General features: G+C 64.2%; 23 protein-coding genes. 8 read left to right on the forward strand and 15 right to left on the reverse strand.

Annotated features, from left to right (window positions below; translation table 11 throughout):
• Positions 1-27: 27 nt before the first annotated feature.
• The 4 genes from ACIQTS_RS06500 to argC are packed head-to-tail and all read right to left on the reverse strand — an operon-like array spanning position 28 to position 4,483.
• Positions 28-1,287 carry an acetylornithine transaminase gene (locus ACIQTS_RS06500; RefSeq protein ID WP_105658131.1) on the reverse strand — a complete coding sequence of 420 codons (1,260 nt, stop codon included), beginning with the start codon at positions 1,285-1,287 and terminating at the stop codon, positions 28-30.
• Complete coding sequence (gene argB, locus ACIQTS_RS06505; protein ID WP_400290545.1) at positions 1,284-2,219, reverse strand: acetylglutamate kinase; 936 nt, start codon at positions 2,217-2,219, stop codon at positions 1,284-1,286. Before argB ends, ACIQTS_RS06500 begins: the two co-directional genes overlap by 4 nt.
• A 21-nt stretch (positions 2,220-2,240) precedes the next feature.
• Positions 2,241-3,455 carry a bifunctional glutamate N-acetyltransferase/amino-acid acetyltransferase ArgJ gene (gene argJ, locus ACIQTS_RS06510; RefSeq protein ID WP_402472180.1) on the reverse strand — a complete coding sequence of 405 codons (1,215 nt, stop codon included), beginning with the start codon at positions 3,453-3,455 and terminating at the stop codon, positions 2,241-2,243.
• Positions 3,452-4,483: an N-acetyl-gamma-glutamyl-phosphate reductase gene (argC, locus tag ACIQTS_RS06515; protein WP_402472183.1), complete on the reverse strand. Its 1,032-nt coding sequence runs from the start codon at positions 4,481-4,483 to the stop codon at positions 3,452-3,454. The genes argJ and argC overlap by 4 nt, the downstream gene beginning before the upstream one ends.
• A gap of 184 nt (positions 4,484-4,667) precedes the next feature.
• Here argC and ACIQTS_RS06520 point away from each other — a divergent pair, with 184 nt between their 5' ends.
• The 5 genes from ACIQTS_RS06520 (at position 4,668) to ppk2 (ending at position 13,021) form a co-directional block, all read left to right on the forward strand.
• Positions 4,668-5,636, forward strand: a complete 969-nt coding sequence (locus ACIQTS_RS06520) for a quinone oxidoreductase family protein (protein ID WP_400290537.1) — start codon at positions 4,668-4,670, stop codon at positions 5,634-5,636.
• Between the two features lie 73 nt (positions 5,637-5,709).
• Positions 5,710-6,576, forward strand: a complete 867-nt coding sequence (locus tag ACIQTS_RS06525) for an amidohydrolase family protein (protein WP_402472185.1) — start codon at positions 5,710-5,712, stop codon at positions 6,574-6,576.
• 166 nt (positions 6,577-6,742) lie between these two features.
• Positions 6,743-10,678 (forward strand): Pls/PosA family non-ribosomal peptide synthetase, encoded by a 3,936-nt coding sequence (locus ACIQTS_RS06530; protein WP_402472188.1) that lies wholly within the window; start codon positions 6,743-6,745, stop codon positions 10,676-10,678.
• A 13-nt stretch (positions 10,679-10,691) separates the two neighbouring features.
• Positions 10,692-11,993 carry a M1 family metallopeptidase gene (locus ACIQTS_RS06535; protein WP_400290528.1) on the forward strand — a complete coding sequence of 434 codons (1,302 nt, stop codon included), beginning with the start codon at positions 10,692-10,694 and terminating at the stop codon, positions 11,991-11,993.
• A gap of 131 nt (positions 11,994-12,124) precedes the next feature.
• A complete protein-coding gene (ppk2, locus tag ACIQTS_RS06540; protein ID WP_400290525.1) occupies positions 12,125-13,021 on the forward strand; it encodes a polyphosphate kinase 2 in 897 nt (298 codons plus the stop codon).
• Positions 13,022-13,043: 22 nt separating this feature from the next.
• Here ppk2 and ACIQTS_RS06545 read toward each other — a convergent pair whose 3' ends face one another.
• Both ACIQTS_RS06545 and ACIQTS_RS06550 read right to left on the reverse strand, forming a co-directional pair.
• On the reverse strand, positions 13,044-13,676 hold the full coding sequence (locus ACIQTS_RS06545; protein WP_402472192.1) for a 4'-phosphopantetheinyl transferase: 633 nt from the start codon (positions 13,674-13,676) through the stop codon (positions 13,044-13,046).
• Between the two features lie 47 nt (positions 13,677-13,723).
• Positions 13,724-15,238 (reverse strand): DUF5129 domain-containing protein, encoded by a 1,515-nt coding sequence (locus ACIQTS_RS06550; protein ID WP_400290519.1) that lies wholly within the window; start codon positions 15,236-15,238, stop codon positions 13,724-13,726.
• 294 nt (positions 15,239-15,532) lie between these two features.
• Between ACIQTS_RS06550 and ACIQTS_RS06555 the strand changes: the two genes are divergently transcribed.
• Together ACIQTS_RS06555 and ACIQTS_RS06560 are read left to right on the forward strand one after the other, a co-directional pair.
• The gene (locus ACIQTS_RS06555; RefSeq protein ID WP_105658140.1) at positions 15,533-16,054 is read left to right on the forward strand and encodes a phosphoribosyltransferase; all 522 of its coding nucleotides are present in this window, start codon (positions 15,533-15,535) and stop codon (positions 16,052-16,054) included.
• Between the two features lie 207 nt (positions 16,055-16,261).
• Entirely contained in the window at positions 16,262-16,744 is a 483-nt protein-coding gene (locus tag ACIQTS_RS06560; RefSeq protein ID WP_402472195.1) for a GNAT family N-acetyltransferase, read from the forward strand.
• Here the strand turns inward: ACIQTS_RS06560 and ACIQTS_RS06565 are convergent.
• The 9 genes from ACIQTS_RS06565 to infC all read right to left on the reverse strand — a co-directional run bounded on the left by ACIQTS_RS06565 (position 16,741) and on the right by infC (position 24,808).
• A complete protein-coding gene (locus ACIQTS_RS06565; RefSeq protein ID WP_400290513.1) occupies positions 16,741-16,950 on the reverse strand; it encodes a hypothetical protein in 210 nt (69 codons plus the stop codon). The genes ACIQTS_RS06560 and ACIQTS_RS06565 overlap by 4 nt on opposite strands.
• Before the next feature lie 153 nt (positions 16,951-17,103).
• Complete coding sequence (pheT, locus tag ACIQTS_RS06570) at positions 17,104-19,647, reverse strand: phenylalanine--tRNA ligase subunit beta (RefSeq protein ID WP_400290511.1); 2,544 nt, start codon at positions 19,645-19,647, stop codon at positions 17,104-17,106.
• Between the two features lie 3 nt (positions 19,648-19,650).
• Positions 19,651-20,730, reverse strand: coding sequence for a phenylalanine--tRNA ligase subunit alpha (pheS, locus tag ACIQTS_RS06575; RefSeq protein ID WP_105661889.1), 1,080 nt, complete (start codon positions 20,728-20,730; stop codon positions 19,651-19,653).
• 142 nt (positions 20,731-20,872) lie between these two features.
• Positions 20,873-21,514 carry an LppM family (lipo)protein gene (locus ACIQTS_RS06580; RefSeq protein WP_388023849.1) on the reverse strand — a complete coding sequence of 214 codons (642 nt, stop codon included), beginning with the start codon at positions 21,512-21,514 and terminating at the stop codon, positions 20,873-20,875.
• A 72-nt stretch (positions 21,515-21,586) separates the two neighbouring features.
• A complete protein-coding gene (locus tag ACIQTS_RS06585; protein ID WP_400290507.1) occupies positions 21,587-22,027 on the reverse strand; it encodes a (deoxy)nucleoside triphosphate pyrophosphohydrolase in 441 nt (146 codons plus the stop codon).
• Positions 22,017-22,931: an RNA methyltransferase gene (locus ACIQTS_RS06590; RefSeq protein WP_105658147.1), complete on the reverse strand. Its 915-nt coding sequence runs from the start codon at positions 22,929-22,931 to the stop codon at positions 22,017-22,019. The genes ACIQTS_RS06585 and ACIQTS_RS06590 overlap by 11 nt, the downstream gene beginning before the upstream one ends.
• A gap of 111 nt (positions 22,932-23,042) precedes the next feature.
• Positions 23,043-23,693 (reverse strand): 50S ribosomal protein L20, encoded by a 651-nt coding sequence (rplT, locus tag ACIQTS_RS06595; protein WP_105658148.1) that lies wholly within the window; start codon positions 23,691-23,693, stop codon positions 23,043-23,045.
• Positions 23,694-23,797: 104 nt separating this feature from the next.
• The gene (gene rpmI, locus ACIQTS_RS06600; RefSeq protein WP_013348480.1) at positions 23,798-23,992 is read right to left on the reverse strand and encodes a 50S ribosomal protein L35; all 195 of its coding nucleotides are present in this window, start codon (positions 23,990-23,992) and stop codon (positions 23,798-23,800) included.
• A gap of 165 nt (positions 23,993-24,157) precedes the next feature.
• On the reverse strand, positions 24,158-24,808 hold the full coding sequence (infC, locus tag ACIQTS_RS06605; protein ID WP_388023856.1) for a translation initiation factor IF-3: 651 nt from the start codon (positions 24,806-24,808) through the stop codon (positions 24,158-24,160).
• 329 nt (positions 24,809-25,137) lie between these two features.
• Here infC and ACIQTS_RS06610 point away from each other — a divergent pair, with 329 nt between their 5' ends.
• Positions 25,138-25,503 (forward strand): DUF1844 domain-containing protein, encoded by a 366-nt coding sequence (locus tag ACIQTS_RS06610; RefSeq protein WP_013348478.1) that lies wholly within the window; start codon positions 25,138-25,140, stop codon positions 25,501-25,503.
• Positions 25,504-25,516: the final 13 nt, after the last annotated feature.

Here is a 25,516-nt window from a genome sequence, read left to right on the forward strand (position 1 = left end):
GGGTGGTCGCGAAGTTGCTGCCGGCCGCTAGCTGGCGGCGCTGATCAGCTGCGGCAGGGCCGCGATCAGGGTGCCCAGCTGCTCGGTGGTGATTACCAGCGGCGGGGCCAGGCGGATGGTCTTCTCGTCGGTGGCGTTCACGATGAATCCGGCATCCAGCGCCGCGGCGACCAGCTTCGGCGCGTTGGCGGCGGCCAGTTCGAAGGCGGTGAGCAGCCCGGCGCCGCGCACGGCGGCAATGCCCTCGACGCCTGCCAGCTGCTCGCGCAGCCAATCGCCGGTGGCGCGCACATGGGCCAGCAGGTTCTGGGATTCGATGGTGTGGATGACGGCCAGGCCGGCGGCGCAGGCCACCGGGTTGCCGCCGAAGGTGGTGCCGTGGTCGCCCGGGGCCAGCCAGGCGGTGTTCTGCTCGCCGAACACGATCATCGCCCCGATCGGGAAGCCTCCGCCCAGGCCCTTGGCCAGGGTCATCACGTCCGGGATCACTGGGGCCGAGGCGAAGAACGCCCCGGTGCGGCCCATGCCGGTCTGCACCTCGTCGAAGACCAGCAGGGCGCCGGCTTCGCGGGTGATGTCGCGGGCGGCCTGCAGGTACTGCGCGGAGAGCATCTTCACGCCGGCTTCGCCCTGGATCGGCTCGATGAAGACCGCCGCGACGGTTTCGTCCACCGCGGCACGCAGCGCGTCGATGTCCCCGGCCGGGATCCAACTGACGTTTTCGGGCAGCGGGGCGAAGGGCGCGCGGTACTTTTCCTTGTAGGTCAGCGACAGCGCGCCCAAGGTGCGGCCGTGGAAGGAATGCTCCAGGGCGATCACCTTGGTGCGCGGGGCCTGCGGCGTGCCGGCGTTGCGCCGGGTCAGCTTCAGCGCGGCCTCATTGGCTTCGGTGCCGGAGTTGGCGAAGAAGACCTTGGAGCCGGCCGGGGCGGCGGAGATGTCCAGCAGCTTCTCGGCCAGCGCGATCTGGCTGGGGGAAGTGAAGAAGTTCGAGACATGGCCCAGGGTGGACAGCTGGCTGCTGATCACGGAAGCCAGCAGCGGGTGCCCGTGGCCCAGGGTGTTGACCGCGATGCCGCCGAGCAGATCCAGGTACTGGTGGCCATCGGCGTCCCAGACATGGCAGCCGGCCCCGCGCACCAGCACGCGCTGCGGGGTGCCGAAGACGCCGAGCAGGGAGCTGGAGTAGCGTTCGGCCAGGGCGGCCGAGGACAGCTGCGCCAGCCCGGCAGCTTCAGCGGTTCCGGCCAGGGCGGAGGAGGTGGTTTCAGCGGCGTGCTCGCTCACTTGGCGTCCTTCTTTTGTGCGGTGGCCGGGAGCACCTGGGTGCCCACGCCGGCGGTGGTGAAGATTTCCAGCAGCATCGAGTGCGGGGCGCGGCCATCGACGATGTGGGCCTGGCCCACGCCCCCGTCGACGGCTTTCAGGCAGGCGCCCATTTTCGGGATCATGCCCGATTCCAGCGACGGCAGCATGGAGCGCAGCTCGTCGTTGGTGATCGAGCTGATCAGCGAGGACTTGTCCGGCCAGGCGGCGTACAGGCCCTCCACGTCGGTGAGGATCACCAGCTTGGCGGCGCCGAGCGCGGTGGCCAGCGCGGCCGCGGCGGTATCCGCGTTGACGTTCAGCACCGCGCCGGTGGGCTCGCCGGATTCGTCGAACTCCGGGGCGACGGTGGAGATGACCGGGATCATCCCGGCATCCACCAGCGAGTCCACCTGGTCGGTGCGCACGGTGGTGACCTCGCCGACCAGCCCCAAGTCCACGGGCAGGCCGTCCACGACCGTGCCGGTGCGCACTGCCTGCAAGGTGGCGCCGTCCTCGCCGGACATGCCCACCGAGTAGGGTCCGTGCGAGTTGATCAGGCCGACCAGGTCGCGCTGTACCTGGCCGGTGAGCACCATCCGCACCACGTCCATGGCCTCTGGGGTGGTCACGCGCAGCCCGCCGCGGAATTCGGATTCGATCCCCAAGGTGTCGAGCATCTTGTTGATCTGCGGTCCCCCGCCGTGCACTACGACCGGGTTGACCCCGGCGTGGCGCAGGAACACGATGTCTTCGGCGAAGGCGCGGCGCAGATCGTCGTTGACCATCGCGTTGCCACCGTACTTGATGACCATCGTGGTCCCGGCGAAGCGCTGGATCCAGGGCAGCGCCTCGATGAGCGCTTCGGCCTTGGACTGGGCGATATCCAGGTTGGTGCGGGCGGTGTGGGCCATGGGAGTGTTCCTTGTTTCTGCCTAGCTGGAGTAGGCGGAGTTCTCGTGGACGTAGTCGTGGGTCAAATCGTTGGTCAGCACGGTGGCTTGCTCGGTGCCCGCGTTCAAATCGATCTCGATGGATACGTTGCGCTCATCGAGATTGACCAGGTTGCGGTCTTCGCCGACCCCGCCGTTCTTGCAGACCATGACGCCGTTGATCGACACGTTCAGCTCACCGGGTTCGAAAGCGGCTTTGGTGGTGCCGACCTCGGAGAGCACTCGGCCCCAGTTCGGGTCCTTGCCGAAGACCGCGGTCTTGACCAGGTTGGAGCGCGAGACGGCCTTGGAAACTTCCAGGGCGTCGGCTTCGGTGGCGGCGTTGTAGGTGCGGATCGCGATGGTGTGATCGGCGCCCTCGGCGTCCTCGATCAGCTTCGCGGCCAGCTCGCAGCAGGCATCGGTCAGCGCGGCGGTGAATTCTTCCATCACCGGGGCGGCTCCCGAAGCGCCGGAGACCAGCAGCAGCACGGTGTCGTTGGTGGACATGCAGCCATCGGAGTCCGCGCGGTCGAAGCTCATCGCGGTGGCCGCGCGCAGTGCGTCATCGGCCTGTTGACTGGTGAGCACCGCGTCGGTGGTGAGCACTACCAGCATGGTGGCCAGTGCCGGGGCGAGCATGCCCGCGCCCTTGGCCATGCCGCCGATGATGACCTGGCCGGAGCCCGGTGCCCCGACGATGCGGGAGACCAGCTTCGGCACGGTGTCGGTGGTCATGATGCCCGCGGCGGCCGCATCGGCCGCGTTCTGGTCGTCGGCCAGCGTATCGGCAGCGGCCTTCACGCCGGGAAGCAGCTTGTCCATGGGCAGCTGTTCGCCGATCAGGCCGGTGGAGGCCACGGCAACGTCACCTGCGGACACTTCGAGCAGCTGCGCGGCGTATTCGGCGGTCTTGTGGGTATTGGCGAAGCCTTCGACGCCGGTGCAGGCATTGGCTCCCCCGGAGTTGAGCACTACGGCGTCGATGCGGCCGTCGGCCAGCACCTGCTTGGACCAGTGCACCGGGGCGGCGGCCACGCGGTTGGAGGTGAAGACACCGGCGGCGGTGAATTCCGGTCCGTGGTTCTTGACCACGACGACGTCGTTCTTGCCGGTGGACTTCAGGCCCGCTGGCACGCCGGCGGCGCTGAAGCCTGCCGGGGCGGTGACGCCGGTGGCGGCGGCCGATGGGTGGGTGCTGGTGTGGGCAAGACTCACGGTGCAACTCCTTGCATGAGCAATCCGGTGTTTTCTTCCAGGCCCAGGGCGATGTTCATCGACTGGACGGCGGCACCTGCGGTGCCCTTGGTGAGGTTATCCAGTGCGGCGGTGACGATCACGCGGTTGGCGTGGGTGTCGAAGGCCAGCTGCAGCTGGACATGGTTGGAGGCCTGCACCGCTCCGGTGGTGGGCCACTGGCCTTCGGGCAGCAAGTGCACGAACAGCTCGCCGGCGTAGGCCTCGGTCCAGGCCTCGCGCAGCATCGCTTCGGTGACTCCCGCCTTGACCTTGGCGGTGGCGGTGGTCAGGATGCCGCGCGGCATCGGGGCCAGAGTCGGGGTGAAGGAGACGGTGACCGGCTCGCCGGCCAGCTTGGAGAAGCCCTGCTCCATTTCCGGGATGTGGCGGTGGGAGCCGCCCACGCCGTAGGTGCTCATCGAGCCCATGACTTCACTGCCCAGCAGGTTGGGCTTCAGCGACTTGCCCGCACCCGAGGTGCCCGAGGCCGAGACGATCACTACGTCGTCGGGCTCCAACAGTCCTGCTCCAAAGCCCGGGGCCAGGGCCAGCTGCGCGCCGGTCGGGTAGCAGCCGGGAACCGCAACGCGCTTGGTGCCGACCAGCTTTTCGCGCTGCCCGGGAAGTTCAGGCAAGCCATAGGGCCAGAAGCCGGCATGCTCGGAACCATAGAATTTCTTCCACGCAACGGCTGATTCCAGGCGGTGGTCCGCACCGGCGTCGATGACCAGGGTGGATTCGGGAAGGGCTGCGGCCACGGCGGCCGAGGCTCCGTGCGGCAGGGCCAGGAACACGACGTCGTGCCCGGCGAGGTTTTCCACGGTGGTGTCCACCAGTACGCGATCGGCGAGCGCATGCAGGTGCGGTGCGATCGAGCCGAGTCGCTGCCCGGCCTGTGAATGGGCGGTGATCGCGCCAATCTCTACGTCGGGGTGGGCCGCGAGGATGCGCAGCACCTCGCCACCGGCGTATCCGCTGGCGCCGGAAACAGCTACTGAAATCGTCATGACCAGATTCTACCGCGAAATATTCACCCGCGCTAATAAATATTCATAAAATTATTTGTCACGTAACCCGACATCCAACCCAGGCGGGCCCGCGCAACGACGCAAAGTCCTACACTTGCCGTAGAGACCAACCCGGGAACCGTTCCCCCGGATCCCCCCGCACGCACGCCAGGAGTACCGCGCCATGCAGCAGCAAGCCATTGTGGTTAATGAACCAGCAGATGCCAACGGATTGGAACTGGGCCAGGTGCCCGTTCCCGCCCCGGGACCCGGCCAGTTGCTGGTGAAGGTCGCCGCCACCGGAGTGAACTTCATCGAGACCTACCAGCGCAGCGGCGTCTACAAGGTGGATTACCCTTTCACCCCGGGCAGCGAATTCTCCGGCGTAGTGGAGCAGATCGGCGACGGGGTGCAGAACTACAAGATCGGCGACCGGGTGGCCACTGCCTCGGGCACCGCCGGCTACGCACAGTATGCGCTGGTTGAGGCCAAGCGTGCGGGCAAGGTCCCGAATGCGGTGGAGCTGCGCATTGCCGCTGCCCTGCCGCTGCAGGGCATGACCGCGCACTACCTGGTGCATTCGAGCTACATGGTGCACTCCGGAGATGTCGTGCTGACCTACGCCGGCGCCGGCGGGGTGGGGCTGATCCTCACCCAGCTGCTCAAGCTCAAGGGCGCCACGGTAATCACCACCGCCTCGACCCAGGAGAAAAAGGACCTGGCCAAGGCTGCCGGCGCCGACTACGTGGTGGACTACGACCAGGTCGCCGCCACCGTCGAGCAGGTCACCGGCGGGGCCGGCGTGCATGCGGTGTACGACGGCATCGGCAAGGACACCTTCGAAACCTCGCTGGCCGCCCTGCGCCGCCGCGGCACCCTGGTGCTCTTTGGCGGAGCCAGCGGCCAGGTCCCGGATTTCAACCTGCAGCGGCTGAACGCCGGCGGGTCGCTGAGCGTGACCCGTCCGAAGCTCGATGACTTCCTGGCGACCGAAGAAGAGATGCACTGGCGCTTCGGCGATATCTTCGGCTGGGTGGCCGCCGGGGACATCGATGTGCGCATCGGCGCCGAATTCCCGCTGGCCGAAGCCGCCGCGGCCCATGCCGCGCTGGAATCGCGCGCCACCACCGGCAAGGTCATCCTGGTTCCCTAGCGATGGCTCACCAGCAATGATCGAGCAGCAACTGAGCCAGCACGCCGGCATCCGCCCCGCCACCGACTAGGCGGTGCCGGCATACCTGCAGGCCCTAGGCATCCCGGGCCTGATCGACGTGCACGTGCACTTCATGCCGGAGAAAGTGCTGGCCAAGGTCTGGTCCTACTTCGATGGCGAAGCCCAGCGCGCCGGATACCCTTGGCCGATCGGCTACCGGCTGCCCGAGGCCCAGCGCGTTGCCGCGCTGAGGGAACTGGGCGTGATCGCCTACGGCACCTTGAACTATGCCCACCGCCCGGACATGGCCGCTTGGCTCAACGAATACTCGCGGCAGTTCGCCGACCGCCATCCCGAGGCGATCCGCTCGGGGACCTTCTACCCGGAGCCCGGGGCCACCGAATTGGTGCGCGCCGCGCTGGCCGAGGGGGTGCAGCTGTTCAAGGTGCATGTGCAGGTGGGCGGCTTCACCCCGCTCGATCCGCTGCTCGAAGGCGCCTGGGCGCTGCTGGCCGAGGCCCGGACGCCGGTGGTGATCCACTGCGGCCATGGGCCGCATGCCGGGCGGTTCACCGGGATCGGGCCGATCCGCGAACTTCTCGCCCGCCATCCGCAGCTGGTGCTGGTCATCGCCCATGCCGGCTTGCCCGACTATGCGCAGTTCGCGCAGCTGGCCGTGCAGCATCCGGGCGTCTACCTGGATACCACCATGGTGGGCACCGGATTCATGAACCGCATCGCCCCACTGCCGGCGGAGTATCCGCAGCTCGTGGCCGGGCTATCGCACAAGATCGTGTTCGGCTCCGACTTCCCGAACATCCCCTACTCCTACAGCCACCAGATCCAGGCGCTGGAATCCTGGGGGCTGGGCGCGGACTGGATGCGCGACGTGCTGCACCACACCCCGCGCAAATTGCTGCAGGCGGTGCGCAATAGTTGAGAGATGCATGACAGTTCAACCATATTCTTGGTGCGGGCCGCCCGCGGCACGCTTTAATGGTGACTGGAACCCTTGCGTTCCACCCCTCCAGGATCCACTTCACTTCCGGGACGCTCTCCCCCAGCGACCCATCTTGCACTCTTAGTGAAGGGCGGATCCGATCAGCATGGACAACGAACGAACTCCAGCGCCGGATGCACCAATCCATCCACCCCAGTTCCCCTCCGGAACCCTGGCGCCGGCTGCGCGCACCCTCATGGACATCCTGCAGGCCACCGCCCAGGCTCATCCCGATGCGCCGGCCATTGACGACGGCGAACGCGTAGAGAGCTACGCGGAGCTGCTCGAAGAGGTCAAGAACAAGGCCCGGCGGCTGCATGCCCAGGGCCTAGGCGCCGGCGACCGCATCGGCGTGCGCGTTGAATCGGGCACCCGGCACCTGTATGAATGGATCCTCGCGATCATGTGGGTTGGGGCCGCCTATGTCCCGGTCGATGCCGATGACCCCGACGAGCGCGCCAAGACCGTGTTCACCGAGGCCGAAGTCGCGGGCATCATCAAGGGACGCGATACCGTCGTGGCCGATAGCCAGCGCCCCAAGCCCTTTGCGAACCCGCGAATGCCTGGACTGGAAGATGACGCATGGATCATCTTCACTTCCGGTTCCACCGGCAAGCCCAAGGGCGTCGCGGTCACCCACCGTTCGGCAGCGGCCTTCGTGGATGCCGAAGCGAAGATGTTCCTGCCCGGCGATCCGCTGAACACCACCGACCGGGTACTCGCCGGACTGTCGGTCGCCTTCGATGCCTCCTGCGAGGAAATGTGGATCGCCTGGCGCAACGGCTCCTGCCTGGTCCCGGCCCCGCGCGCCCTGGTGCGCAGCGGCATGGACCTGGGCCCGTGGCTGATTTCCCGTTCCATTACCGCCGTTTCCACCGTGCCCACCTTGGCGGCGCTGTGGCCGGCGCAGGCCCTGGACTCGGTGCGCCTGCTGATTTTCGGCGGCGAGGCCTGCCCGCCGGAACTGGCCGGGCGGCTAGCCACCGAAGGCCGCGAAGTCTGGAACACCTACGGACCGACCGAAGCGACCGTGGTAGCCTGCGGCGCCACCATGGACGGCAGCGTGCCGGTACGCATCGGCCTGCCGCTGGACGGTTGGGATCTGGCGGTGGTTGATACCGAGGGGATCCCGGTCGCCGAAGGGGAATCCGGGGAGCTGATCATCGGCGGCGTGGGACTGGCCCGCTACCTGGATCCGGAAAAAGATGCCGAGAAGTACGCGCCGATGCCCACCTTGGGCTGGGAGCGCGCCTACCGCTCGGGCGATATGGTCATCAATGACCCGCTGGGGCTGATCTTCATCGGCCGCGTGGATGACCAGGTGAAGATCGGCGGACGGCGTATCGAGCTGGGCGAAATCGACGCCGCGCTCAACTCCCTTCCCGAAGTTTCTTCCGCGGCGGTAGCGGTACGCGAGACCGCCACCGGCAACAAGGTCCTGGTCGGCTACTTGCAGGCAGCGGAAAACTATGATCTGGGTGCAGCGCGCACCCGCTTGCTTGCCGACCTGCCGGCGCCGATGGTGCCGATCCTGGCGGTGATGGGCAGCCTGCCGATGAAGACCAGCGGCAAGGTGGACCGCAATGCGCTGCCGTGGCCGTTGCCGGGCGCCGAACTGGCTGCCGAGGGCTCCGGCCTGCCCGAACTCGATGAGACCGGGCAGTTTATTGCCGGAGCTTGGCGCGGCGCGCTGGGCGCTTCGGCCGCCGGCCTGGACGCCGATTTCTTCGCTTCCGGTGGCGGGTCGCTGGCCGCGGCCCAGCTGGTTTCGGCACTGCGTGCCCGCTACCCGGACCTGACCGTCGCGCAGCTCTACGACTACCCGCGTTTTGGTGCACTGCTCGAATACCTCGGCAGCCAGCAGCCATCCGCGACGCCGGCGCAGCCTCGCATGGTCAAGCGCACCCAGCGGGAAACCCAATGGGCGCAGTCCCTGGCCGCCGCGCCGCTGTTCATCCTCTCGGGCCTGCGCTGGTTCACCTACCTCATGCTCGGACACCTGTTGCTGGTGTTCCTCGGTGTTTTCGAGGCGCACCTGCCGACCCCGTGGTACGTGCTTGCCGGCCTCTGGCTGGTCTTCGTGACCCCGGTAGGGCGCATGGGCCTGTCCATCGCGGCCACGAAGCTCTTGCTCCGCGGCTTGAAGCCGGGGACCTACCCCCGCTCGGGTTCGGTGCACCTGCGCCTCTGGGTGGCCCAGCACATCGCCGACGTGGTCGATCCGGTGTCCTTGGCGTCCGCTCCGCTGCTGCCTTGGTATGCGCGGATGCTCGGTGCGCAGATCGACCGCACCGCGACCATGCACACCCTGCCACCGGTCACCGGCATGCTGCGAGTCGGCCCCGGAGCCTCCATCGAGCCCGAGGTGGATATCTCGGGCTACTGGATCGACGGGGACAAGCTGCACGTGGGCACCATTGAGATCGGCGCCCACGCCTCCATCGGCGCCCGCAGCACCCTGGCCCCCGGGGCAGCCATCGGTGCGCACACCATCGTTGAAGCCGGATCCGCGGTCTACGGCCAGGCCCGCAGCCATTCCCGCTATGCCGGTTCGCCGGCGCAGCGCGAAGGCAAGGCCAAGCCGAAGTGGCCAACGCAGGAACCGGAGCACAAGGCGCTGCCCCGTATTCTGGGCGGCATCGGTTCCATGGCGTTGAACCTCGCACAGTGGCTCCCGGTGATCGCCGCGTTGCTGGCCATAGCCCCGGTACTTGGCAGCGCGCAATCGCTGGCCGGGATCGGCTGGCGGTTCATTCCGGCCGTGCTGCTAGGCGCCACCGTGTGGTTCCTGGCCACCATGGTGCTGACCATCGTTATTGTCCGCCTGCTTTCCATCGGCCTGGCAGAGGGGTGGCATCCGGTCACTTCCCGCGTTGGCTGGCAGGCCTGGGCTACCGAACGCGTCTTGGATACCGCCCGCGACCTGCTCTTCCCGCTCTACGCCTCGCTCTTCACCCCGATCTGGCTGCGCCTGCTCGGTGCCAAGGTGGGCCGCGATGTGGAGATCTCCACGGTGCTGCTGATTCCGAAAATGACCACCATTTCCTCGGGTGCGTTCCTGGCCGATGACACCATGGTTGCTTCCTACGAGCTCGGCGGCGGCTGGATGCACATTGCCCCGGTTCGCGTGGGCAAGAAGGCCTTCCTGGGCAACTCCGGCATCCTGCATGCCGGGCGCCGGGTGCCCAAGCGCTCGCTGATCGCGGTGCTGTCGGCCACGCCGAAGAAGATGAAGGCCGGCACCTCGTGGATCGGCTCGCCCCCGCACAAGCTGCGCCGCACCACCGTGGAAGGCGAATCGGATCTGACCTACCGCCCAACCCTGAAGCTCAAGGCGATGCGGGCGGGGTGGGAGCTGACCCGTGGCCTCGCGGTGTTCACCACGGTCGGAATTGCCGGCGGCGTGCTTTGGGCGCTGTCCGCCTTGACCGCCTACTTCAACCCGCTGGTCGCGATCCTGCTTTCCGGCGCGGTGCTGGTCCTGGCCGGAGCAGTCGCCGCCCTGGTGGCGGTCGCCGCCAAGTGGCTGGTGGTTGGCGTGATTCGCCCGGGCGAGCACGCATTGTGGAGTTCCTTCATATGGCGCACCGAAATGGTGGATTCCTTCACCGAGCTGGTCTGCGCCCAATGGTTCGCCCGCTTGGCTTCGGGCACCCCGGCCTTGGTCTGGTTCCTGCGCGCGCAGGGGGCAAAGATCGGCCATGGCGTGTGGTGCGAGAGCTACTGGTTCCCGGAAGCGGACCTGGTGACATTGGAAGACCACGCCACGGTGAACCGCGGCAGTGTCCTGCAAACCCACCTGTTCCACGACCGGATCATGTCCATCGACGCGGTGTCCCTGGGCGCCGGGGCAACGCTCGGCCCGCACAGCGTCATCCTGCCCGCCGCGCGGATCTCCGAAGGCACCACCACCGGGCCAGCCAGCCTGGTGCTGCGCGGCGAGGTGCTTCCGGCAAATACCTACTGGCGCGGCAATCCGGCGGTACGCTGGAACATCGAACCCGAGACCAAAGCCGAGCAACCGGCTGACCAACAAGCCTGAGGATTCCCCGCCGATGCCCCACCGCATACTCGATGAGTACACCAAGCACCATGGGTCCCCGACGTACACGGTGGAGCACTATGACCTGTCGTTGGTCATCAAGCTCGCCAGCAACCTGCTCGATGGCCGGGCCATGCTGCGCATCCGCGCCTTGGAGGATATCAATGAGGTCGCGTTGAACCTCAGCGGATTGAAGATCATCAAGGCCACCTGCCAGGGGCGCAAGGTGCCGGTGGCCAAGAAGCACCACCGGATGGTTGTTTCCCTGCCAGCAGTGGTGAAAGCCGGCGAGCGCGTGGAGCTGAACCTGCGCTATGCCGGCAGCCCGCAGGCAGAAAACGGGCTGTGGGGCGAGCTTGGCTGGGAAGAGCTCACCGATGGCATCCTGGTCTCCGGCCAGCCAGTAGGCGCCTCGACCTGGTACCCGTGCAACGACCACCCCAGCCACAAGTCCAGCTACCGCTTCGAGATCTCAGCGGATGCCGGCTACCGCGTCGTGGCCAATGGCCAGCTGGTAGACCATCGCCGTTCGGCCAGCCGCGAGACGTGGGTCTACGAGCAGCGTGAGCCGATGGCCAGCTACCTCGCCACCGTGCAGATCGGCCGTTATAGCCAGATTCCTTTCGATGAAGGCGGCCACCTGGTGGCCTACTCGGTTCCGGGAACCGAGGTGCCGGTGCGCGGCGCGTTCGCGAAGCAGACGGCGATGGCCGAGCTGTTCGAGCGGAAATTCGGCCCGTACCCGTTCGAGAGCTACAAGATCGTCGTGGTCGATGACGAGCTGGAGATCCCGCTCGAAGCCCAGGGCCTGAGCATCTTCGGCAAGAACCACTTGTCGTTGCAGTGGGAAGCCCAGCGCCTGATCGCCCACGAGTTCGCGCACCAGTGGTTCGGCAACTCCCTGACTCCGGGGCGCTGGAAGGATATCTGGCTCAACGAGGGTTTCGCTTGCTTCAGCGAATGGGTGTACTCCGAAGAAGCCCAGGTGATGGCGTTGGACGAGCGTGCCCGCCACGCGTGGGCCCTGCTCGAAGGCTTGCCGCAGGACATCATGGTCGGGGACCCCGGGCCCCAGGACATGTTCGATGACCGGGTGTACAAGCGCGGAGCGCTGGCCCTGTATGCGCTGATGCGGCGGTTGGGCGAAACGGACTTCTACACGATGCTTCGCCAATGGACCGCCACGCATCAGCATTCGACGGTGAGCACGCAGAAGTTCGCTGACCTATTGGGCCACTACGCACCGGCGGAAGAGATCCAGGCCATCCTGGACGCATGGCTGTTTTCCGAGGCGCTTCCGCCCTTCCCTGCCTGATCGGCGCACGGCGCCATGATGTTCCGGCCAGGTCCGCAGGGCTGTTGTCCTTCATCACAAACAACCCTCTGGCTTGGTCTTGTTCAGCATTTGTTCACAAGCTGTTCACCGGATAGCTCTACGGTCATTGCATGACTGTAGAGATCCCCCTGCTCGATGAAGCCTTCCAGGGCTATTCCGTCCTCGATAACGACGATGACGATCCGGTGCTGGTCCGCGCCGATGGAAGCATCGTCGATACCTGGCGGGAGAACTACCCGTATTTCCAGAAACTGGATCGCGCCACCTACGAGGCTGAAAAGCGGGCACTGCAGATCGAACTGCTGAAACTGCAGAAATGGGCGAAAGCCCATGGCCGCCGGATTATGATCGTTTTCGAAGGCCGCGATGCGGCCGGCAAAGGCGGCACGATCAAGCGTTTCACCGAACACCTGAACCCGCGTGGCGCCCGCGTGGTGGCCTTGGAAAAGCCGAGCGAGCGCGAGTCCACCCAGTGGTACTACCAGCGCTATGTGCAGCACTTCCCGTCGGCTGGCGAGATCGTGCTCTTCGACCGCTCCTGGTATAACCGTGCCGGCGTCGAACGCGTGATGGGATTTTGCACCGAAACCCAGGTGGACCACTTCCTGGAGCAGACTCCCGCCTTCGAGAAGATGGTCGTCGACGAGGGCATCGACCTGGTGAAGTTCTGGTTCTCGGTGTCCGCCAGCGAGCAGCTGACCCGATTCACCATCCGCCGCATCGATCCGGTGCGCCAGTGGAAGCTCTCGCCCATGGATCTCGAGTCCTTGGATAAGTGGGAAAAGTACACCCAAGCCAAAAAGGAAATGTTCCTCAAGACCGATACGGAGCATGCCCCGTGGACCGTTGTGAAGTCCAACGACAAGAAGCGCGCCCGGTTGCAGGCGATGCGCCACGTGCTGAACCTTTTCGAGTACAAGGGCAAGGACCACCACTTGGTGGGCTCCCCCGATCCGAAAATCGTGGGCCGCGCGGCCAATGTGATTACCCACGGCGAAGAATTCTAGATCCGTTCCCGGTGCACCGCTGCTAGGGAACGATGACGCAGGTCCCCAGCAGCCCTTGGCCGCGCGGTCCTTCGGCGTTCCAGCGACCGCTCATCGATGCGAGAGCATGCCGCGCGGCAACCGGTCCCGTAGCCCGGATTCCTGCGTAGAAACGGCGGGACTGCGCATCGACGCGAATCTCGCATTCCAGGAAATCCAGCCACTGCCTGGTCAGCGGGAACCACGCCTTGAAGACGCTTTCCTTGGCGCTGAAAATCAGCCGGTCCCAGGCGATGCCCGGATGGTGCGCCGATAGCTCGGCGGCCATCACCTGCTCTTCGGGAAGCAAGATGATGTCGAGGATTTCTGCCGGCAGCGGAGCATGCAGTTCGGCGTCGATGCCAAGGCCGCGAATATCGTTGGCGGAGGCTACTGCCGCTGCACGGAAGCCAGCGCAATGGGTCATGCTCCCCACCACGCCAGCTGGCCAGATCGGTGCCCGTTTTTGATCTGGAACCAAGGCAACGCCCGCATGGCCCAGTTGTGCCAGCGCTCGGCGAGCGCAGACACGGACAGTACGGAATTCCTGCTGCCGCTCAGGCACCGCCTCGGCGATGTACCGTTCTTCTTCCCCATAGGATCGGCCGTCTTCCAGCTCGGTACGCGACTGGACCACATGTACCGAAGACGGCAGCAGCTCTGCGAAGATATCGTTGCCTTCTATCAGAAGCGCGAAGATCCGCCAGCGCCGGAGAAGCTTCCGCCCCCAGAGTATCCGCCGGAGACTCCGCCCGACGAGCTCGCTGCTTCACGCGACTCGGCCACTGCGCTGACGCCCGCGGAATATCCGTGGTGGTAGCCACCCACCCGCCAATACATCGATGCGGGATTCAAAACGTCCAGGATGGTGCCGGAACGGCCGTCATATGCCCCGGATTCGTAGCGGGATTTCTTCAATGCCGATTGCATGTCGGCCTTCTCTTCGGCACTTTCCGCATACACTTCGATTTGAGCTTGGCCGAAGACATCCAGCTTTTCGGTCAATTCGGCACGCAACTCCGATAATCCATCGAGCGCTTGATCCACCGTGATCGATTCTTCCTTCAGCTGCGCTGACAGTTCGCCGAGCTGCGTGGTTGCCATTTCCCGGTAGGAAGCCAAGGCGGCCGCGCTGCCCATCAATTCCGGCTCTACGTCGTTGAGCAACTCCCTGATCTCGTCCAGGTCCTCTTCTAGCGGCTCGGTCTGTGCATGCCACGCCTCTTCCCAGGATGCTGAACGGGTATAAAGCGCCGCCGCGGCGATGATGGCGTCATCGGTCAGGTCCAGGGACTGCGCTGTTTCGCGGAACTCCTTGGCGAAGCGAACGCCTTCGGAGCCGGAGCGCTCCTTCTTGCCCGAGTCTTCCAGTGCCTGCTGCGCTTCAAAACAAGCACGGTATTTGGCCATGAACTTGGTGAAGCGCTGCTCCAGCTCGGCTGCATGCCCTGAAGCCGACGGCAGCGTACGAGCCGCCAATTCGGTTTCTTCCAGATCCATCGTGACGTTGGTCAGGTGCAAGGTCCCCTGATGCAGTTCTTCCGCGAAGGTTTTCCGCCGCGTTGACCGAGTGTGCAGTGCGACGCCGCCGATAATGGCAGCCACGAGGCCTCCGACGCCCGTGGATATCCACAAGGCCGGGTGCTGGTACCAGGGCCGATTCATGATCACGGCCGCCTGATCGGCTACCGCAATGACGCCGTCGGTCCACCGGGATAGATTGAAGTCGTCGTAGCCGGCTTCGTGGATGCTCTCCATGGAGCTCTCTGAGACCTTGCGGTCTTCGCCGAAGTACGTGCCGATCTGTCCATCTCCTTCTCCTTCGATGGACAAGGTGATGATGAACAGGCCGTCGGCCCAGTAGTCGCCATAGTCTTCGGGCTTCCCTGATATCCATTCCGGATGGGATGACTTGGCGTATTCCAGCGTCTTGGTGTTGATGTCATCGGAGTATTCTCCGTTGCGGGCGTAGATTGCCACGTCCGTGGGCTCGTTGAAATCGAGCTCGTCCAGTGCATCACGCAGCCGCTGCTCATTGAGCTTGCCGGTGGAATCCTCGATGGTGACTGATTCCAGGTTCTGCCCGGCCACGACCTGCACACCGGTGGCAGCTTGCGCGGCAGGCAGGGCGCCAGCCAGGCCCAAGGAAAGTGCCGCTGCGGTAACGGCTATTCGAATGCTTCGGGTTCGTGGGCCCACGATGCGTCTCCTTCTTTCGAGTTCCGGGTTATCTCCGGCTGATGGCCTTTCTCCTATCCTAGCGAGCCGGGGTGTGGCATCGATCATCCTTAAGACGGCTTTCGGCGCATTGGGGCCGCAACGCGCTTGTTCCAACCGGGATTCGCCGAAAAGTGATGGATTCCTCAAGCAGGTGCATTGCATGCCTATTCATGCCTGATCAACGGATGGGAATCCTCCGGGCATGGGAGGAAAAAATGATCGATTGGTTTGAACTGGACAGCACCGCACCAAATTCGGGGCTAAAATTGCAGAATGACTAGCATTGACGATTCCGGGGCATCCGTCCTTTCAGAACCAGAGCGCGAGATCCTCACTTGGGACACCTTCGGTGAAGCTTCCCGCGAACTGGCACAGACCATTGTCGACGACGGCTTCGAGCCGGACATCGTTCTGGCAGTAGCACGAGGCGGCCTGCTGCTGGCCGGCTCGATTTCCTACGCTCTGGGCGTCAAGGCCTGCGGTGCGCTGAACGTGGAGTTCTACACCGGCATCGGCACCGTCCTGCCGGAGCCAGTGGTTCTTCCTCCAATGCTGGACGATGGCCACCTGCGCGACAAGAAGATCCTGATCGTTGACGATGTCTCCGACTCCGGCCGCACCCTTGAAAAGGTTGTCGATCTGGTGTCTGCCTGGGGCGCCGAGGTCAAGACCGTCTGCCTGTACACCAAGCCGCGCACCATCATGGTCCCGGATTACGAATGGCGCCGCACCGACAAGTGGATTACCTTCCCATGGTCGGATCTGCCACCAGTTACCGCTGGCGCAGCCAAGTAAAGTATTTGAATTTCAGCAGGGAACGGCGAACTTTCGCCGTTCCCTGCTTTTGTTTCGAAGCTACTGCCGCGGGCGCAAGTCCAGGCTGAATCCGGGGCATTGCGGAAAGTCCCCGGTGAAATCGGCTTCCATCCCGAAGGACTCGTAGAAGAACTACGGCCAATGAAACAAGTTTGCGCGCGCTTCGTTCCCGCATAGGCTGAACCCATGGGTCCTTCACTGCTGCTAATGCCAATGACCGAGGCGGATGCAGATTTCGTTGCGCGCCTGGCTGCAGACGAACGCGTCATGGCCCATATCGGCGACGGAAGCACATGGAGCCTGGAGTACACCGCGCAACGCGTGGATCATGCCCTGAGCAGTCCGGAGATCTCCTGGTTTATCGCGCGCCGCCAGAATTCTCCGGTTGGACTTTTCACCGCTACCGAACGCAGGCATGCCACCGAAATCGGCTATTGGATCGCCCCGGAATGCTGGGGCCAAGGCTTGGCGAAGGAAATAGTCAGCGAGGGGCTCGCGCAATTGCAGGAAACCGGTCGAAGCGCATTTATCGCTCGTGCCGATGCCTCGAATATCGCCTCGCTGAAAGTGCTTGCCCGTTACGGGTTCATCGCGCAGGCGAAGGAAGGCCCTGGGCTCATAACGTTGACACGGGTTCTTCCCACTGTACCGGTGCCACCTGCCAGCTAGGGCGTGTAGGTTTCCGATGGGCGGAGCCTATCGGGTGCTTCTTCCTCTACCGTAGCGCTCGGGGTCGCCGGTTCTTCGAGGTGGGTTCCGGCGCCACGCTGGATAAACAGCACCGCTGCCCAGCCTGCCGCGATGAGGACGGCAACGGCCAGGATCCCGAGGAAGAACACCAGCAGCACAGTACCGCATGAACGCAATCCCTTCACTTCAAGCCTCTTCCCTCATCTAGTCGCATTGTCGGGATATCCCAGATCAAGTGTAGTCCTCAACCTGGCCAACCCGGGCATGGCGACAAAGCAAAATGCCCTGCCGCTTCCCGATCATCGGGAGAGCAGCAGGGCATCTGGCAGGCCGAAAGCCTAGCGCTGGGAAGCGCCGAACTTCTCGGTAGCCGCAGCCACCGCGGCGGCACGAGCCTCGGAGGCCTCGTCGGCGGTCAGGGTGCGGTCGGCGGCACGGAACCTCAGGCCGAAGGCCAACGACTTCTTGCCGTCTTCGATGCCCTGGCCCTGGTACACGTCGAACAGCGCGATGTCTTCGAGCAGTTCACCAGCGCCTTCGCGAAGGGCGGCAAGCACATCTCCAGCCACGACGTCCTGGTCGACAACCAAGGCCACGTCCTGGGTAGCCAGCGGCTGGGCGGACAGGTGCTGCTGGGCAACAACCACTGCAGGTGCAGCAGCCATCAGTGCGGCAGCATTCAGTTCCATGGCCACGGTACGTGCTGGCAGGTCCTGGTCCTTGAGCAGCTGCGGGTGCAGTTCACCGGCGTAGCCAACGACCTGCCCGGAAACCTTCAGTACTGCAACACGGCCCGGGTGGAAGGCCTGGTGGCTGCCCTGGGCAACCTCAAGCTCAACGCCGAGGACATCTGCTGCGCAGTGCGCCGCATCCAGCGCGTCGGCCCAGTCCCAGGCACGCGGTGCGAAGCCGGCCGCAGCCGATGCTTCGCGGCCGGTGAGAACCGCGGCCAGGTGCCATGGCTGGTCAGGGACGCCGTTGAACAGTTCGGCCAGGACCTCATCGCTTGGCTTTTCACCTAGCGGAGGCAGAACCGAGGAACCCAGCTGCGTACCTGGCAGGAAGACGAGGCCGCCTTCATACAGTGCCAGGTCGCGGAAGCCACGGCCGATGTTGCGGCGAGCGGTTTCCAGCAAGCCCGGCAGCAGCGAGGTGCGCAGGAAGCGGAATTCCTTGGAAATCGGGTTGGCCAGCGAAATGGCCTTGACCTCGGTACCGGCTTGCGCAGCACCAAAGGTGCTGTTCTGCGCTTCGGAAACGAATGGGTAGTTCAAGACCTCGGTCAGCCCTGCATCTGCCAAGCCCTGCAGCAGGCGGCGGCGCTGGGACTGGGCGCGGGTCAGGCCACGGCCCGGAGGGGCCACAGGCAAGGTCGCCGGGATCTTGTCATAGCCGACTACACGGGCTACTTCCTCGACCAGGTCTTCCTTGATGTCCAAATCCGGGCGCCAGCTTGGTGCGGTGACCAGGAAGCCCTCGGCGTTCTGCTCAACGCTCGCGCCGATGCCTTCCAGCGCGGTGATGGTCTGCTCATCGGTGTAGTCCACGCCGATCAGGGCTCCAGCGAAACCTGCCGGCAGCTGGATCTGGGTGTCGGAAGGAATCTGGCCCGCGTCGGTGGCCTTGGTGGTTTCGGTGCCGCCGGCCAGCTGCACCAGCAGGTCCACGGCACGCTGGGCCGCGATTTGCATGATGCGTGGGTCCACGCCACGCTCGAAGCGCTTGGAGGCTTCGGAAGGCAGCTTGTGGCGACGGCGCGAACGGCCGATGGACACGGTGTCGAAGTGCGCGGCTTCGACCAGCACGCGGCTGGTCGAATCCGAGACCTCGGTGGCCGCGCCGCCCATGACGCCGGCAATGCCAATGGCGCCGGACTCATCGGTGATCAGCAGGTCCTCGACCGACAGCTCGCGTTCCTTGGCATCCAAGGTCACCAGCTTTTCGCCGGCGTTGGCGCGGCGCACGGTAATCGCACCGGCCAGCTTGTCAGCATCGTAGAAGTGCAGTGGCGCGCCGAGTTCCAGCATGACGTAGTTGGAGATATCGACTACCAGCGAGATCGAGCGCATGCCGGCCAGCTGCAGGCGCGAAGCCATCCAGCGCGGGGTCGGGAGGCTCGGGTTGATGCCGGTGACCTCGCGGGTCACGAAGCGGGTGCAGCCCGGTACGCCGTAGATCGGCGCTTCGTCGCGGAGAACTACTTCATGGCCGGCTTCGGTGGTTTCCGAAACGGTCACGATCGATGCGGGATCGGTGAAGGAGGTGCCGGTGGCCAGCGCGTATTCGCGCGCTACGCCGCGGATCGAGAAGCAGTAGCCGCGGTCCGGGGTCACGTTGATCTCCGCCGCCTGGTCATCCAGGCCGAAGAGCTCGAAGACGTCGGTGCCCAGTTCCGGGTCCAGGCCCAGCTTGGACAGGACCATGATGCCGTCGTGGTCTTCGCCGATGCCCAGCTCGCGGGAGGAAGCGATCATGCCCGCCGAAGTGTGGCCGTAGGTCTTGCGCGGCGAGATCTTGAAGTCCCCTGGCAGCACGGCGCCGGGCAGGGTGACAACGACCTTGTCGCCTTCCACGAAGTTGTGCGCACCGCACACGATCCCCTGCACGCCCGAGGGGTCGATGCCCTTGCCGGTCAGGGTCTGCTCGGCGCCTTCTGGAACCACGCGAACCTGGCACCAGTTGATGGTCTTGCCATTGGAGGCAACTTCCTTTTCCAGGGAAATCACCTGGCCGACCACGATGGGGCCCGAGAGCTCATCGCTTGGACGGTGGACGTCTTCTTCTTCGAGGCCGACCTTGACCAGGTCTGCCATGACGTCTTCAGCCGATGCGTCGGCTGGTACCTGCGCGTACTCGCGCAGCCAAGATAGTGGAATACGCATTGCTTAGATCTCCATCCCGAAGTGCTGGCTGAAACGGATGTCGCCCTCGATCATGTCGTGCATGTCTGGGACATCGTTGCGGAACATGAGCGTGCGCTCGATGCCCATGCCGAAGGCGAAGCCGGAGTACTCTTCGGGATCAATGCCAGCTGCGCGCAGCACGTTCGGGTTGATCATGCCGCAGCCGCCCCACTCGATCCAGCGCGGTCCGCCCTTGGCACCTGGGTGCCAGATGTCCAGCTCTGCCGATGGCTCGGTGAACGGGAAGTAGGCAGGGCGCAGGCGGATCTGCGCTTCGGCACCGAACATCTGCCGGGCGAAGTGCTCCAGGGTGCCGCGCAGGTCGGCCATGGTCAGGCCCTTGTCCACGGCCAGGCCTTCGAACTGGTGGAAAACCGGGGTGTGGGTGGCATCGAGCTCATCGGTGCGGAAGGTGCGCCCAGGGCACAGCACGTAGACCGGCACATCGCGCTCGAGCATCGAGCGGACCTGCACCGGGGAGGTGTGGGTACGCAGCACCAGGTGCGCGTCGGCAGGCTCCACGAAGAAGGTGTCCTGCATTTCGCGGGCAGGATGGTCCGGCTTGAAGTTCAGCGCGTCGAAGTTGAACCATTCGGATTCGACTTCCGGGCCCTCGGCGATTTCCCAGCCCATGCCGACGAAGATGTCGGATACACGGTCCTGCAGGACCGAGAGCGGGTGGCGGGCGCCAACGCTGCGGCGGCGGGCGGCCGCGGTGACATCCACGGTTTCTTCGACCAGGATGCGGGCGGCTTCGGCTTCTTCGAGCACGGTGGTGCGGGCAGCCAGGGCCTTGTTGACCCGTCCGCGGGCACCGCCGACCAGCTTGCCGGCAACAGCCTTCTGGGTCTTGTCCAGCTTGCCGATCTGGCGGTTGGCCAGGGACAGCGCGGACTTCTCGCCGGTGTGGGCCAGGCGCGCTTCCTTCAGCTCGTTCAGGTCGCCAGCGGCCTGGATGGCTGCCAGGGCGGCGTCGACCGCGCCCTGGATGCCGGCTTCATCGGTTGGGTGCGGAACATTGGACTCCCCGACAGGAGCTTGTTCAGTTGTCTGATCAGACATGGGATCGATCGATCCTTACTCTTATCTTGTACTTACGCGTAGAACACTTTGCTTCCATTCTATGGCTAAGGGCCCGTGATCGTTTCACCGATGACGGGCCCTTGGCGTGAAGCTTCTTACCTTGAAGCAGGATTGCTGCTCATTAATGCGATTCCTTGGCACCCTTTGGCGCGAAAGCGGCAACGAAGACGAAGGTCAAAACCAGCAGCGCCCCGCCGAATACTGCGGAGTAGAACATGGTGTGGTCGACCTTGGCGGTGGCCTGGTAGGCGGCGGCGCCCTTGATCATGTCGAAGGTGACGGTGTGGTGCTCGACGGTACCCGGGGTGTGCGAGGTGACTGCGCCGGGGAAGGTGACGTGCAGGTTCGCTTCGGTGAAGGAAGAATCCACGGTGGCTTTGTCGCCCGGCATCGAGAAGGAGTATTCCTTCCCGTCATCGCCCAGGTTGATTTCGAAGCCGAAGACGCGGAATGCGTCAGCCAGCTGGACGTAGGTCATCGGGCTGGTGGTTTCAAAGCGCAGGCCGACGTTTTCGCCATCATCGATGTTGCTGTAGCTCCACTGGTCCCCCAGCTGCTGTTCCATCATTTCGATGTCGATCTGGCTCTCGAGGACTTCTTCAAAGCTGACGCCATTGAGCGTCGACTTGTGCAGGGTCAGCTGCATGGCCCCGGCGACCTTGTCTTTGCCCAAGACGTCGACTTCTGCGTTCATGTTGACGCAACCAGAAAGGGCTAGGACGGCGGCGAAGGCCAGAGCGATAACGCTCATAAATCGCTTCACGAAAAGTGCTCCTCAAAATATCGGCTATAGGCACAGTGCCAGAAGTTGGCGCGGTAACAAGCTTACGGGTGTTTAGTGCTGCGCCCCGGCACGTGCCTGGGCCAGGCATGCCGCCACGATCGGCGCATCGGCTGGAATCCACGGGACGACGGCGGACAGCGAGTCATCGAGTTCCAGCCAGGCCAGCTGGTCATGCCCGTCCAGGGTCGCTGGCTCGCCCTCGGTGATCTGGGCGAACCACATGCGCATGGCGGCCTTCTCGTTCAGCTGCCACCCTTGGGGATGCGGGCCTGGGATGGGCGCGCCAAGACGCATCTGCACCCCGAGTTCCTCGCGCAGCTCGCGGTGCACGGCCTGGACTTCGCTCTCGCCGGGTTCGACTTTTCCACCGGGGAATTCCCAGAGCCCGGCAAGGGCTTGAGGGCGGTTGCGGCGCGCGGCCAGGAGCTTGGTGGGCCGGGCCAGGTCATCGACGATGGCCACGGCAACAATTTGCTTGAGTTCAGCTGCCATGGGAGTCCAGTGCGCTCCGATTCGCTGAGCGCTGGGCGCGGGCCGAAGCGTACAGGCAGACGGTGGATGCGGTACCCACGTTCAGGGATTCGGCAACACCGTAGAGCGGCACGGCCACGCGGTAGTCGGCGGCGTCCTTCTCGTGCTCCTCCAGCCCCTGGCCTTCATTGCCGAACAGCCACAGGGTTGGCGCTTCCAGCACCGGCTGTGCTTCTGGCGCTTCGGTGCCTGGCTGGCTTGCACGCAGCACGGCGGCATCCTGCAGGGTGTCCAGGTTGTGCGCCGCATAGCCGTCGGCGGCCAGGATCTGGCTTCCGGTGGTCTTCGCGGCGGCGACCAGGTGGTCGAATTCGATGTTGTTCAGCACCGGTACGTGGAACAGCGAGCCGGCGGTGGAGCGCACGGCCTTCGGGTTGTAGATATCCACGCTGCCCTTGGTCAGGATCACCGCATCGGCTCCGGCGGCATCGGCGGCACGCAGGATGGTGCCGGCATTGCCCGGGTCCTGGATGCGGCAGAGCACGGCGATCAGCTTCGGCTTGGTGTCCAGCACCTCGCTCAGCTGCGGCTGGGACATGGCGACCACGGCAAGAATGCCCTGCGGGGTCTGGGTGTCAGCCATGGCGTGCAGCACTTCGCCGGTGACGATGCGGGTTGGAACCTTGGCGCTATCGAGCAGCTGCACGAATTCTTCGTGGCTCTCCAGAAAGCCGCCGACAACGTAGACGCCCTGGACCAGGTTGTCGTCCTCCAGATGGGCCTTGAGTGCTTCGCGTACCGCCTGCGGGCCCTCAACGAGGTATTCGCCGGTGGCTTCGCGCCCCTTGCTCTTGGCCAGACGCGCGATGGCCTTGACTCGTTCGGCGCGTGGATTGGACATCACTTCTGGAGGAAAACTGCTCATGTCTCGAGAATACCGGTAGAAACATGCAAAGGGCGGGTCCGCGCTGTGCGCGGGACCCACCCTTCGGTGTGATCTGTCCTACCTGAGCCTCAGCTCAAAGGGAGAAGAGATTTACTTCATCTGCTGACGGGATTCGCCGCCAGCTGGTTCGAAGCCTGCAGCCTTGGCAGCTTCGATGGAGTTGAACCAGAACTCGGCTTCGGTCTGGTCGTACCAGGTCGAGCCTGGAACGTGGTACTTGTTCGAGCCAGCGTTGCCCTTGATGATGAAGCCCTCAGGTGCGTCTTCGCCTTCAACGGCCTTGACTACGCCTTCGCCCTCGACGGACTTGGCAGCAGCCTTTGGAGCCTTGGCAGCCTTAGGTGCAGCAACCTCAGCAGCGGCAGCCTTTGGGGCGTTGACGTCAGCTGGAAGTGCATCCTTGGCAAGCTTTACCAGGGTAGCGAAAGCGTTCGAGTCCGAAACAGCCAGCTCTGCGAGCATACGACGGTCAACCTCGATCTGAGCAGCCTTCAGGCCCTGGATCAGACGGTTGTAGGTCATGCCGTTGGCGCGGGATGCAGCGTTGATGCGCTGGATCCACAGGCGGCGGAAGTCGCCCTTGCGCTTACGGCGGTCGTTGAAGCTGTAAACGAACGAGTGGAGCAGCTGCTCCTTGGCCTTACGGTACAGGCGCGAACGCTGACCGCGGTAACCCTTTGCGCGTTCCAGAACGACGCGACGCTTCTTGTGGGCGTTTACTGCCCGCTTCACACGTGCCACGTGTGTACTCCTTCAAGTCAGTTCCCCAGTGCCCGCGATTTTGCGGGATGGGTGAAATCTATGGGTGGTGGGGTATTGCTTCCCCGTATTGCGAAAGGGAGAGCTTAGAGGCCCAGCATCCGCTTGATGGTCTTTACATCGGCCTTAGCGACGATCTGGTCAGAAGCCAGGCGACGGGTAACGCGCGAGGACTTGTGCTCCAGGTAGTGGCGACGGTTGGCCTGCTGGCGAGCGAGCTTACCGCTACCGGTGAGCTTGAAGCGCTTCTTGGCGCCACTGTGAGTCTTGAACTTCGGCATAGCTGCCGTTCTCCTTACGTGCTCCACCCGGTAAAGCACCGGGTGGGGATCATCCGAAGCGGGCCCCGATAAAGGTGACCGCTGTTGTTCTCTTGTAGTTGGACCTTCCCGGAAGAAGATCCTTCACCGTGAACGGTGACGGGCTCGAAAGCCCAACAGGCTTGGCTAGGCGTCGCCTTCAGCTGCCTGACGTGCCTGCTCCAACTTGGCGCGGGCTTCATCATCCATGGAAGCTGCGACATTCTGGCCCTCGGTCTCAGCCGGCGCGTCGGTGCGGATCTTGCGCTTGGCCGCGCTGCGGCCACCCGACTTCTGCTGCTGTTCGCGGCGAGCCTCTGCCTTGTTCTTCAGCGGACCAACAACCATGACCATGTTTCGGCCATCGATGCGCGGGCTGGATTCAATGATTCCAACTTCGGCGACGTCTGCTGCAAACTTTTCAAGCAAGCGAATGCCCATCTCTGGACGCTGCTGCTCACGACCACGGAACTGGATCATGGCCTTGACCTTGTCGCCGGCGCCCAGGAAGCGCAGTGCGTGGCCAACCTTGGTCTCGTAGTCGTGGGTGTCGATCTTCAGGCGGAAGCGGACTTCCTTCAAGACCGTGTTGGTCTGGTTCTTACGAGCTTCGCGAGCCTTGACAGCGGCTTCGTACTTGTACTTGCCGAAATCCATCAATTTGCACACTGGAGGCTTGGCGCTGGGTGCCACCTCGACCAAGTCCAGATCGGACTCGAGAGCAAGACGAAGCGCGTCCTCGATACGGACGATGCCTACCTGCTCGCCATTAGGGCCGACGAGACGTACCTCTGGCACGCGAATGCGCTCATTAATGCGTGGATCGCTGATGTGTCACTCCTGAAATTCGTAATCCATGACCGCAAACAAAGAAGGCCCCCGTCTGCGATTGCAGGCGAAGGCCAAAAGAACGACAAAGCCGAACACGGGATTGCTCCTGCGTAAGCGCTTGGGGAATGCATTGCTGCAATCCTGCCGAAATACCCGGAAGCCTGGAAACGGCGACAGCGGGTGGGAGTTGGCCTCCACTTGCATGGCTCAATACTAGTACGAATCCCTCATCCAGTGCTAGCTGGAGAACTGCGAGAAGTACCGGCATCGAGTCGGTCTGTGACAAGCTTAGCAGTATGACTAACGAAGACACCAACTCGCACCAGCACGCTGTCGACCAGCAGGTGCGCGATATCGCAGAAGTTGCAGCCGTTGAAATCATCACCACGGCCGCCGTCCACTTGATGAGTGCAGCAGCAGTCAAGTGCGGACTTGCAGAGGGCGAAGATGCCAATGAGCTGAAGGATCTCGATGAGGCCCGCAAGCTGATCACCGCACTGGCAGGCCTAGTCACCGCCGGTGCGCCTGAGATCGGCTCGCAGCACGCAGCGCCTTTGCGTGACGGCCTGCGCAGCCTGCAGCTGGCCTTCCGCGAAGCTTCGATCATCCCGGATGCACCAGGCAAGGGCCCGGGCGAGAAGTTCACCGGACCGGTCAACTAGGTAATATTGGCTG

This window comes from Glutamicibacter sp. NPDC090743 (assembly GCF_044769125.1).
In the GTDB taxonomy this organism is placed as follows: domain Bacteria; phylum Actinomycetota; class Actinomycetes; order Actinomycetales; family Micrococcaceae; genus Glutamicibacter.